Source organism: Paenibacillus sp. FSL P4-0081, from assembly GCF_000758565.1.
Taxonomy (GTDB): domain Bacteria; phylum Bacillota; class Bacilli; order Paenibacillales; family Paenibacillaceae; genus Paenibacillus_AQ; species Paenibacillus_AQ phytohabitans.
On the sequence record NZ_CP009280.1, the window covers coordinates 5,060,084 to 5,072,230 of the forward strand.

General features: G+C 51.9%; 9 protein-coding genes. All 9 read right to left on the reverse strand.

Annotated elements, in window-relative coordinates; translation table 11 throughout:
* Nucleotide 1: 1 nt before the first annotated feature.
* The 9 genes from P40081_RS21695 to P40081_RS21735 all read right to left on the reverse strand — a co-directional run bounded on the left by P40081_RS21695 (nt 2) and on the right by P40081_RS21735 (nt 12,124).
* Nucleotides 2-925, reverse strand: a complete 924-nt coding sequence (locus P40081_RS21695) for a carbohydrate ABC transporter permease (protein ID WP_052421931.1) — start codon at nt 923-925, stop codon at nt 2-4.
* 98 nt (nt 926-1,023) lie between these two features.
* Nucleotides 1,024-2,337, reverse strand: coding sequence for an ABC transporter substrate-binding protein (locus P40081_RS21700; protein ID WP_042138368.1), 1,314 nt, complete (start codon nt 2,335-2,337; stop codon nt 1,024-1,026).
* Nucleotides 2,338-2,961: 624 nt separating this feature from the next.
* On the reverse strand, nt 2,962-4,605 hold the full coding sequence (locus P40081_RS21705) for a 3-keto-alpha-glucoside-1,2-lyase-like domain-containing protein (RefSeq protein ID WP_042138370.1): 1,644 nt from the start codon (nt 4,603-4,605) through the stop codon (nt 2,962-2,964).
* Nucleotides 4,606-4,743: 138 nt separating this feature from the next.
* A complete protein-coding gene (locus tag P40081_RS21710; RefSeq protein ID WP_042138373.1) occupies nt 4,744-6,513 on the reverse strand; it encodes a glycoside hydrolase family 2 protein in 1,770 nt (589 codons plus the stop codon).
* Between the two features lie 212 nt (nt 6,514-6,725).
* Nucleotides 6,726-7,643: an ArsR/SmtB family transcription factor gene (locus P40081_RS21715; RefSeq protein WP_331281674.1), complete on the reverse strand. Its 918-nt coding sequence runs from the start codon at nt 7,641-7,643 to the stop codon at nt 6,726-6,728.
* A 261-nt stretch (nt 7,644-7,904) separates the two neighbouring features.
* Complete coding sequence (locus P40081_RS21720; RefSeq protein ID WP_156118663.1) at nt 7,905-8,645, reverse strand: MOSC domain-containing protein; 741 nt, start codon at nt 8,643-8,645, stop codon at nt 7,905-7,907.
* A gap of 20 nt (nt 8,646-8,665) precedes the next feature.
* Nucleotides 8,666-9,301: a hypothetical protein gene (locus P40081_RS21725; RefSeq protein ID WP_042138375.1), complete on the reverse strand. Its 636-nt coding sequence runs from the start codon at nt 9,299-9,301 to the stop codon at nt 8,666-8,668.
* 133 nt (nt 9,302-9,434) lie between these two features.
* On the reverse strand, nt 9,435-11,372 hold the full coding sequence (locus P40081_RS21730) for an FtsX-like permease family protein (protein WP_042138377.1): 1,938 nt from the start codon (nt 11,370-11,372) through the stop codon (nt 9,435-9,437).
* Nucleotides 11,369-12,124, reverse strand: a complete 756-nt coding sequence (locus P40081_RS21735) for an ABC transporter ATP-binding protein (RefSeq protein ID WP_042138379.1) — start codon at nt 12,122-12,124, stop codon at nt 11,369-11,371. Before P40081_RS21735 ends, P40081_RS21730 begins: the two co-directional genes overlap by 4 nt.
* Nucleotides 12,125-12,147 lie beyond the last annotated feature (23 nt).

Below are 12,147 nucleotides of genomic sequence, written 5' to 3' on the forward strand. Positions count from 1 at the left end.
CCTATCCGTCTTTGCGGTCTGTGATTTTGAATTGAACCACGGCGATCAGCAGCATGATGAAGCAGAAGATCATTGATTGCGCTGCGGCCAGGCCGAACATATCCTTCTTGAACCCCGTGACATAGATATAGCGGATCATGGTATTGGTGGAATCTCCCGGCCCGCCGCCGGTCATAATCTGCACCTGTCCGAACAGCTTGAGGCAATTGATAATCTGATAAAAGATCTGGATCTTCATCACACTGGACAGCCCGGGCAGTGTAATGCTCCAGAATCGCTGCCAGGCATTCGCGCCGTCGATCTTCGCGGCTTCATAATGATCTGTAGGGATTTCCTGCAGTCCGGCCAGAAACAGCACCATCACAAACCCTACGCTCCACCAGTCTGTCGCTATCGTAATCGCCCACCACACGAACCTGTGATCCGTGAGCCAGTTGATATCCGCATTCATGCCAAGCGCATGCAGTACAGCGTTCACCGGACCGTTCTTTGCGTCGAACAGCTTCAGCCAGATGAAGCTGACCACTGAGACGGACAGGACATACGGCAGGAAGAACACGGAGCGGATCAGGGTCCGTACCCAAATTCTCTGATTGATGATCAGCGCGAGTACAAGTCCAAGCACCAATACGGTTGGCGCGCACAGCAGTACGAAATAAAAGGAGTTCCACAAATACGAATAGAAATCCGGATTCTCTAAGATTTTCTTATAGTTGGCCAATGCAACATACTTCTGCATCCCCTGAATACCCCAGACATGCAGGCTCATCCAGGCTCCGTTGATTACTGGCCACAGGTAGAACACCGTAAACGGTACCAGAAAGGGGACCAGATAAAAAATAGCTTTCAGTTCCTTCAGTAGGTGTATGGGCTCTCTCCTGCGAAGAGGCGTTGCCGCTTTATTCTCTATTACACTCCGCTCCATCGGTCATTCTCTCCTTCAATTAAGTTTGCGCATGGGCTGGAAGGACAGGCCACCCGCTCTTATCGGCGGCGGGGGCCGTACCTTTCCTGCAGAGGGAGCTAGTTCTCCAGCACTTCGTTAATCTGTTTCTCCAGCTTCGCCAGCCCGTCTTCCGGACTCTCGCTGCCGAAGATGATGTTCTGCAGCTCTTCGGAGATAGTGGTAATGATGGTTGTATACTTATCTGTCGGTGGAGCAAATTTCACGGTCTTCTGGGCCTCGATGAATTCGCTGCGGTAAGGCAGACTCTTGTAGGCATCGCTGGTGGTTACTTTGCTGTTCGCAGGCACATGACCCGCCTGTCCCCAGGTTTCTCCGCCTATTTCAGAGAAATACTTCATGAACTTGGCTGCCGCCTCCTGCTTCTCAGGAGTGACGTAGGACGGAATTACAAGCGTATGGGAGCTGGCCCAGTGCGTCTGGCTGCCAAAGATCGGAGGAAGCGGCATCGCGCCGATATGCAGGGATTCATCTCCGAGGAGCAGCCCCGCTTCCCATACACCGCCGAACCAGAAAGCAGCTTTGCCGTTATGGAAGGTATCCCAAGGTGTTTTATCATTGAGATCGGCATACTTATTGTTGAAGACGTCCAGATAGAATTTCAGGACATCCAGCGCCTGCGGATTGTTGATACTGGCTTTGGTCATATCGGAATTCAGGATATCCCCGCCGGCTTCATAATAGAGATTAAGGAACGGCTCCTGGAAGTAGGGGGTGTTCACAGCCATCGCCTGCACATCCGGCACTTTGGCCTGAATATCCGCCAGTGTCTGCTCGAAGCCCGCCGGTGTCAGGTCTCCAAGCTTAGGGGTGCCGTCTTCATTCAGCAGACCAGCCTTCTGTAGGATGTCCTTGTTGTAGTAGAACATATGGAAGTGGGTATCCAGCGGAACAGCGTAAGGCTTACCCTCGTAGGACACGCTCTGCATGTTGGAATCAGAGATTTCCTTAAGGTCAAATCCGACCTTGGAGGCCAGCTCATCTACAGGTACAATCTGCTGCGCCTTCACGAACGGGGAGATCCGGTCCACATGGGCAATGGCAATATCCGGTCCTTTGGAGGAAGACAGCGCCGTACTGAGCTTCGCGTAATATTCATTGGATTCGAGGCGGAGCTGCTTCACAGTTACCTCTTTCTGCGAGTCATTGAAGTCCTTGATAATCTGGTCTACGAATTCCCCTTCCCCGCCGCCGAACATGTTCCAGAACGAGATCTCTACCGGACTGCCGCCTGCACTCTCTGTCTTTGCCGGTTCATCCGATGCCTTGACGGCTTCTCCTTTCTCTTGGTTTCCGGATGAGCATCCCGGCAGAATCAGGGCTAACGCCAGCCCGGCCGATACCAAACCTGTGTACTTCTTATTCATCCTCATTTGAACAACCCTCTCGTCAAAAAAGTTTGTGTGCGAGAGCCCTCTCAACCATTCATGTAAGGGCTTTCTTATCACTTACTCTACAGGGGATGCGGCAACTGTTGAACCGACAAACCGCCGCTCATTGGTGAACAAATGACAGGTGTTAATGGCGCGGAGCCGCCGTGAGGGTAGACGATCTTAAGGAGGGTGGAGAATCGAAAGGTGCGGAAACGGGGCTTCCAGTTCCCCATTAAAATTAGCTACTGCTCGAATGGCGGTCATTCTCGCATCTGCCGCATCTCTCTGGCTCTGGCTCTGGTTCTAGCTCAGCAAATATTAGTTGGATAAATGTATCTTAATTTGGAGGTTTTGGAGGTTTTGGAGGTTTTGGAGGTTTTGGAGGTTTTGGAGGTTTTGGAGGTTTTGGAGGTTTTGAGGTGATTAGATGGATAAACGTCATTTAATTTCATGCATTCCCCCTACTGTGGACTAATACCGCCATATTAAGTGCTGTTTTTCCAACTGTTGCCCGGCAAGGGCGCCTCCGTTCATAAGCAAGTGGAGAAAATCCAACTGCTATATAGATTGGTACTTGTACCAATAAAAAAGAAGCCCCGAAGGGCTCCAGAAAGGAATTGCAGATTAGTTCACTGTTATATTATCGAAGGCTACGCTGTTATTGAAGCCGCCGCGTACTCCGATGGTGCCCGAGGTAAACACCGCGTCATTCAGGTTAATCTTAGGCACAGCCATATCACCAGCATATACCTTGATGTTACCGCTGTTCACGACAATCTTCATATGATACCAGGTATTTACCGCAATGGGTGTGGCCACGGTCTGGAGCGGGGTCCAGTTATTGTTGAAACGTCCCAGCCATACCTCACCGGCAGAGTCAATGCCTGCGGCGTAGCCCTTCTGAGAATCGGCACCGGTACCCGGACCCGTCAGATTGAAGACCAGACTGCCCTGGCCGGCATTATTCAGCCTGATGTCTCCTTCGAGCGTATAGTTCATTTTAGATGGGTACGGGGTAAGCACGGATTTGTCCGCATTGACCGAACTGAGGTTATAGGTTCCGCCGCTCACGGACCAGGTTCCCCCATAACGGGCCCATCCGTTGTCATTCGCCGCAAAATCGTTGCTATACGAGCCGCTGAGCGTGCCGAACCGGACCTGGACATTATGCCCGCCAACACTCCGCTCGACCGAATCCACAAAAGCAATCTCATTCGCCCCGGTCTGGTACATCGCTGTCCACCACGAATTCCCGAACGCCGGAACATCATTATCCACCCATGTGGTCCCGTAATCATTACTTAACGAGAGCACATTGGAGTTGGAGCTGAGCAGCAGACGCCCGTCGGTTAAGGAGAGGAGATATGGCCCGCCCTGCTGATTGGTCGATACCTGGGTGCCGATGCCGCTGGACCATGTCTTGCCATCCGTACTTTTTTTGGTGAAAATCCGGCAGTTCTGCGTTCCGCACACCTCAAAGGCGACAATATGCTGTCCGTTCGCCATCTTGCTCCAGACCGGCATGCCTGGACGAGCCCCGGCGTTGGACGGGTCCCAGGCCACATAAATCTCATTTCCCCAGCTGGCTCCGCCGTTGGTAGAAATTTTCTCGGAGATGATCTGGCTGTAGGAAGGGTTCTCGGTCACATGCTTCTCACTCGCATACATGACAGCTACCGAGCCGTCATTCAGCAGCTGCATATGCGGCTCATATACCCCTTTATCCGGGTTCCCCAGGGAACCGGCGGTGCCGTTGTTCTCATCGATTGTGCTCAGGAAGCTCCAATTCGCGCCGCCATTCACACTCTTATACACTCTCAGCTTGTACGACTCCTGCCAGCGGACCGAGCGCATGGCCAGCAGAATATCGCCATTGGCCAGCTGCACGAACTGCCCGTTGTCCAGGTCACGCCCGTCTTCCCACAGGGTGGACACCAGCGACCAGGTGCGGCAGTTGTCGGTGCTGCGGAAGACCTGCAGCCGGGTGCCGCCCCAGGAGACCTTGGTATAGCCGTTGTTGTCGTAAATAGCAGTGACGGCCAGCCAGTCCCCGTTCGCCAGCTTGATCATCCGGGCATATTCCGCCCCGAACGTTCCGGGTCTGAGCCCGCGGGCATCAGTCCCCGCATCTGTGAAGGTGTTAATATCGGTAATCGTGGATGAGGTACCCCACACCACCGGGCCATTCGCGGCAAATGCCGGAATGGCGGTCAGGACCAGAAGCAGACACAGGGAAGCCGACAGCGAGGTGAATAGTTTTTTTAACAAATAAGCCCCTCCTCTTCATCTTCAATTATGAAACCTGTTGACCGCACCTACATGTAAGTGCTTTCACTGAAGATTCTAAAGGGCTTCTTCTTGTCATTGAACCGATAATTCACCGCTTTTTGGGTACCAATGTTACGATTATTCCGTCAACTGCAAATTGGCCTTCCGGATCACTTCCAGCGGAATCTTCGGCGTCCGGTCCGCAGTGAGCAGCCCGTTCACTTCCTGCTGGACATCCGTAATCTGCGTATAGCAGTAGCCGCAAATATAAGGAGTGTCCTTGATAGCCTGCGTAATCTTGCGGAACCGTTCAATGAAGGCATCGGTGCTGCTTACCTGCTCTCCATACCCCCAGCCGTCACCGGAATCAAAGGCAATGCCGCCGAACTCACTGACGATCACCGGCTGGCCGCGGTATTCATAGCCCTGAGCCATGGCATATTTCCAGTTGTTGAATGAGGCTGCCCTGCCAAGTACGCTGCCGGAGTCTGCATAACGTTCAAGCAAGGCATCTCCGCTCTCTTCATAATCATGCAGGGTGATGATATCGCTGATGGTGTGCTCCCAGCCGTCATTCACAATGACCGGACGGTTCGGGTCGATGGATTTGGTCAGGTGATAAATCCCCTCGGTGAATTTCTGCTGCAGCTTGCTCATGTAGACCTGCGGAATCCCCCAGGATTCGTTAAAAGGCACCCAGGTGATAATCGAAGGATGATTATACTGCTGCCGGACAATCTCCGTCCATTCGTTCGTGAAGATCTCCACAGCCTCATCATTGAACTCAAAGGTCGCCGCCATCTCCGACCAGACCAGCAGGCCCTTTACATCGCACCAGTACAGGAACCTGGCATCCTCGATCTTCATATGCTTACGCACACCGTTGTAGCCCATCGCCAGAATCGCGTCGATATCGGCAATCAGTGCTTCTTCGGACGGCGGGGTCAGATGGCTCTCCGGCCAGTAGCCCTGATCCAGAATGAGGCGCTGATACACCGGTGTATTGTTAAGCAGCACTTTGCCTTGTTCGACCGAAATTTTGCGCAGTCCGAAATAGGAATATACCCGGTCAATGACCAGATTATCTTTATAGAGAATAAATTCCACTTCGTACAATGTCGGCGCAGCAGGTGACCATGACTGCAGCTTCCACGGGCCGTTTGCTTCGTGAGTCAGCTCCACATCCAGCTGCAGCCAGGCCCGGTCTACATGGAGCGAGACCTGCTTGAACGTCTTCTGCCCCGTGCTGATCTTAGTCTCCAGGCGGAGATTGTCGTCCGCTGCCTGTGTCTGATATTCGAAACGGACAGAGCGGTTATCGAGATCCGGAGTGATTTTGACAGCTTTGAGATAGGAGGGCGACACATACTCTACCCACACACTTTGCCAGATTCCCGTTGTCTGCACATAGAAGCATTCGAAATTCTCATCCACCCAGCGCTGCTTGCCCCTCGGCTGAGTACAGCTCTGGCTGTCTTCCGCTTTGACCACCAGCCGGTTGGCCGCTCCCGCATCCGTGTTCACATAATCTGTGATGTCCAGCGAAAAGGCCGCATAACCTCCTTGATGCCCTCCGGCATAGCACCCGTTGACCCATACCTTCGCGGTATAATCCACCGCCTGGAAGTTCAGCATCACCCGCTTACCGTTCAAGTCCGCAGGTAGCTGCAGTTCCCGCTCATACCATACATAAGGATGGAAGGTCGTCTCACCGATCCCGCTGGCCTCCGTCTCATAAGTAAAGGGAACCTGTATCTTCAGATCCCCGTGGAGCTGCTCATTCCACCGCTCCCGTTCACCAACGTTGCCATCGTCAAACCGGAAACTCCATTCCCCGTTTAAGCTCTGCCATTCCTTACGGACGAACTGCGGACGCGGATAATCCTTAATATAATGCTCGGTTGCCATAGTATTGCACACGCTCCTTAAGAACAATATTTTTGTTTTATTACAATAATTATGTATTAATTATTGCAGAATCTGCTGAAATGTCAATCACCGATTGTACAGCATGAAGAACCTGCGCCTAAGGCGTCAGGTTCTCTGCATAAATATCGTAGGTTCATCGCAAATGCTACTCCGTCTATCGCTTGTCGTTGAAATTCCGTGACTCAGGTTTCTTATACTGTATAGAAGATCTTCATCACCAGATCCTGCTCATAATCGCCGAACTTCCGCCCGAACAGATTCATTCCGCCCTTGAAGACCGCATTCTCCTTCACACCCAGCCGCAGATCCACATGGTTCTGCTCTGTAAGCTTCAGCTGGCTCAGATTGACGGCGGATATCTCTTTGTGGTCGATCGTGCTGCGGGTATTGTCTACACTCCAGGTCTTGAGCGAGCCGAACTGGGTACCCGTATCGATCCACCAGGAAGGATTCAGCTTCCCGCGTCTGCCGCCGAAGTCGCCGGGCGAGGTCCAGGTGCCAACCTCCACATTGTTGATCCACAAGGTAATATCCGAAGGCCAGTCGTTCTCATAATTCGGCGCCTCGGAGCAGATCTCCATCGAGAACTGGATCAGGCGGACCGCTGCCCCCTGCGGGATTTCCAGCGGATAGCGGTATTCGAGATACCCCTTTCGCAGCCAGAGCAGCTGGGCATGAACACGGTCCGGATGGAAAAAACCCGCCGGTGAGTCCTCCACAATAATCGGCCCAGCCTCACTGACCATGCCGCAGGTGGGCGCCACTTCACAGGCCGTGAAATTGCCGATCGGCATTGCAATCTCGTAGCAATAGTCCCCTTGCTCCGCCTTCGCGCGGCGTTCCGGCACATTAATGATGATCTTGATATCATCATAGATGCGGCTGCAGACCTTCATGGAGCCGCGCGAAGCCGGCAGCAGCTCGGTCTCAATCAGCCCCGCCTGCTCCAGTACCTTCACATTCGAGGCGGAGGTGGATACCGGTATCTCCAGCGCCTCCGCCAGCTCAACTACATTCATTCTCCGGCTGTTGAGCAACTCCAGCATTCTTAGTCTAAGCTCCGTAGACAGCGCATGCGTCACTTTCACCAGTTCCTCAGGATGTTCCATGGATAATTCCAGAATATCGATCACCGCTTTACTGTCTATTTAAGATCTATTCCTATTCCTGCACAAAATACAACATTCTCCTCATTAAATCAGCCCAAATTGAAAATTGTTGTATAAAAGGCAGCATTCCCCCGCCTTCAAGCGGCTTAGCGGGAAAATTCCTGTATTTCGTACAACAATACTCCCGAATGCCCGGGTATTCAACAGTCAGTGTTGTATTATCTACAACATTCATGCCTAGTCAGCGTCAACTTAAGAAACTCACTCCGCTACGGACCCTTCCGGCAGCAGAACCACCTGATCCCCCAGCCGGACCTCCCCGGTCCGGATCACAGAAGCATATACGCCAAAGTTCAGATTGAACTCCTTATTCACTTGTTTGAGCAGCGAGCTGTCCCGCTCCAGGGTATCCGGGTTCATCGTAATCATAACGCAGCGGTCACAATAGCTGTCCACCTGCAGCTCTGCACCGCCTATCGATAAACGCCGGCCGAGCCATTCCTCTTCCCCAAGGGAATCCTCACTCACTTCCACGACAAAGTTCCCCCGGAAGCGGCGCTGATCAACAGGCTTGCCCCATAACGCCTCCAGCTTCTTCAGGCTCTTATCGGTCACAAGCAGGATACTGGCCCCGTCCACAGATAACAGCTGCGGGTGTTTCGCTTCCGGGTGAGGCGCTTTGAACTCGGACATCGTAATTTGCGTAGAGGTCAGACTCTGGATTTCATTAAGCAGCTCCGCATCCCAGCCGAAGACTCTGCCGTCTGCCGCCGTTACCCGGATATCCCCCTCGATATATTCTGCTTGATAACTAAGCATATTGGGGATCTTTCTGGCCGTAACATACTGCCACCAATCCTTCTTTGTCATGTCATAGAAAGAGCAGTACCGGTCCCCCTGCACCCCGTATGATTCTATCTGACAAGCTTCCAGCTCTTCTCCCGCAAAGGATTTCACCGGATAGCGGTTAATCGCCATAATTTCACCAACTGTAATGGACACTAATTCCGCACCTCTTCTGTCTATAATGTAATGTTCCATCCATTCTCCGAATCTTCAATTATCCTTCTGCTCTTATCCGATAATGCCTTCTGCAGTAAGGTTTCATTGTAGCCCTGATCCTTAAACACACGGAGTATGGCTTCTGCCCGGTCCATCCTGTTTCTCCGGATATTCGACTCCAGCTGAATCTCCAGCGGGACTACAGGAACGGTATATCCGGCAAAAGGCAGCAGCTTAGCATAGCTCCAGATCGCCTGCCCGCCTTCCCAGATTCCCTCACCGTCTTCGGAATCAGGAATGCCCGCTGAATCAGAAATATGTACCACTTCCACATCAAAATCCTCAATGATCCATTTTCCTTTGGTCCAGGTGAACCCTGAAGCAAACGACTGCGTGAACAACGGTTCCTCGATTGACGATAACCAGCCCGGTTGTTCCCAGGACAAGAGAGGTTTAACCTTTAAGCTAAAGGGTTCAAGGACAGAAGCGATAACCGCCGCATCCCCTGCGTTCTGTGCATACAAATCGAGATCCCCCGGGGTCATCTCCGCTCCTTGCAGTACCGAAGCGACTGAGCCTACGATGATCCATTTACAGTCTGCGCCTGATTTGGCGTAACGCTCACATACTGCTGTTAATGCTTCACTATAACTCATAGATGCCTCCTGCAATATAAACAGTATAGACCATACACTTTACCGTTTCGGCAAACACCTGTCCAGTTCCTTCCACTACAAAAAGTTTCGCAAAATAGCCCCACAAAGTGGGGCCTTGGCTTCGGGTGATGACTTATAGTGATTCCCGGATCACACGCTTGTAATACAGTACGGACAGCAGGCCGAAGATCGAATACAGCACAGTGTAAACCGCCATTACCACGAACATCGGAGTAAGCATTTCGGTGCCGAAGAAGAACCAGCCGGACTTCACCGCGAAGTAGCTGTGGCACAGGCCGATGACCAGCGGAATGCCGAAATTGAACAGCTGCTTGAACTGGATACCGCGCAGCAGGTCTCCCTGAGTGAAGCCCAGCTTGCGCAGAATCGTGTATCCGTCCTTCTCCTCCTCGCCTTCATCCATCTGCTTGAAGTAGAGAATGCAGCCGGAGGTGATGAGGAAGGTCAAACCCAGGAAACCGACGATGAACATAATGAGGCCCATATTCGTACGCTGGTTCAATTCATATTCATATTGGGCGAAGCTTGGTGCTTCCGGCTGCTGGTCCACATAGATTTGATATGCTTTCTCTTTCTGCGAGCGGTCAAGCAGTTCAATGCCGTAATAGTTGTCCGCTTCTTTCTTCATCTGCAGCTTCGGGTCCAGCGACTTAGCCAATTCCTGATACACGGACTCATCGACTACAAACACACCGGCGCCGCCGCTATAATAAAAGGGAAGGATCGCATCCGCAGATAAGCTGATTAACTGCTGCTTAATGCTGCCGTTAGCAGTTATTAGCCCGACTTCTCCGGGATCAAGGCCCATGAATTTGTCCAGCGTGCTGTCATAACCCATAATCCGGACTTCCCCGGGTAATACGTCGATACCTTCCACACTGCTGTCGCTGACAACAGAGGTGCTGAGGATGCGGTCATCGGGATTGTCGAAATTATTTTTGCTCATGATATGCTGTGCGTCCACTTCGATCTGAAGCGGATGCATTTCAATCTCTGTGTACTTAATGTGCTGCTCATCCAGGGCCTGGACAAACCGCTCCTTCACGGCCGCTCTGGCGAAGCCAAAATCATCCGGGGAGCTCTGCTTGGCTGTGGCCTCCGCCGAATAGTACGAAATATAGCTGAGGGACAGCAAACCGATGGCAAGCGCAGAGACCGTTGTGATGATTGTCAGCAGCAGCGAATTCGACTTCATCCGGAACATAATGGACGAGAGCGACAAGACCTCGTTGATGGATAAGTAGCCTTTTTTGCTATTGCGGATCGTATTAAATATGAAGCTGACTGAGCCCTTATAGAACAGATAAGTGCCGGCAATCACCAGAGCGAGGATGACAATCATAGCGGCCATCAGACCAGTCATAGTGACAAATTTGCCGCTGAACAGCTGTGTGGATACATAATAACCGCCAGTAATGAATCCGATGCCGAGCAGTCCGAGAATAATCTCCCACACCGGCATTTTACGGATACGCTGCTGGGTGGTGGATGTCGCCTTGAAGAGGGACAGGATGCTTTGCGCTTTAATGAAGGTGTAGTTCATGATCATAATCAGCACGTACACGGCAGCAAAGACCAGAATCGTCCGCACAAGCGCCTCCGGAGAGAAGCGGAGCTTCGCCTGGGCTTCTACGGCAAGAATTTTGTACAGGATCATCAGAATCAGCCGTGACATCACAAAGCCCGCACCCATGCCTAGAATCATAGACCCGAAATACAGAATCAGGTTCTCCGCACTCAGCAGCCGGAAGATCTTCCCCTTCGTCAGCCCGATCAGCTGGAACAGCCCGATCTCCTTGCTGCGCCGCTTGATGAAGATCGTATTGGCATACAGCAGGAAGATCGCGACAATGGCAATTAGCAGTATGGAGGAAGCGCCAATGGCTGCACCGCCTTTGATTGAACCGCTGACGGCATCCATAGCCGGATCGAATTGCAGCGTCACGAACGAGAAATACAGGGCAACACTGAACACAAGTGCGAAGACATACAGATAATAGTTTTTGATATTCTTCTTCAAATTACGGAAGATAATATAGTTCAGACTCATTGCGCAGCACCGCCAAGCACGCCCTGGGTATTGATAATATCGTTGAAGAAGGACTGCCGCGATTCATCGCCTTTGTTCAGCTGCGTGTAGATTTGCCCGTCGCGGATGAATACTACCCGGCTGCAATAGCTCGCGGCAACGGCATCATGGGTGACCATGACAATAGTAGCCTGGCGTTTCAGGTTCATATCGGCGAGCTTGTTCAGCAGATCGGAAGCCGACTTGGAATCCAGAGCCCCTGTAGGCTCATCGGCAAAAATAATACTCGGATCATGCACAAACGCCCGCGCCGCCGAGGTACGCTGCTTCTGCCCGCCCGAGATTTCGGCCGGATATTTGTCCTTCAGCTCATATATTCCCAGTTCGCCCGCCACCTGCTCGAACTTCTGGTGAGCCTCCTTCTTCGGGATCCCGGTGATTGAGAGCGGCAGCAGCACATTTTCTTTAACAGTCAGCGTATCCAGCAGATTATAATCCTGAAAAATAAATCCGAGATGTTGCTTGCGGAACTCCGCCAGCTGCTTCTCCTTCATCCCTGTGAATTCCTTGCCCTCTATTTCAATGGTCCCCTGGCTCACCCGGTCGATGGAGGACAGGACATTCAGCAGAGTCGTTTTGCCGGAACCGGAAGGACCCATGATTCCTACGAACTCCCCTTTATTCACCTGAAGATCGATCCCCTTCAAGACCTCCTGCTTGTTAAATTTATTGCCATAGGTTTTATAGATTTTGTTAGCCTGCATAATAACCATTATTCACCCACTCCTTTTCTATA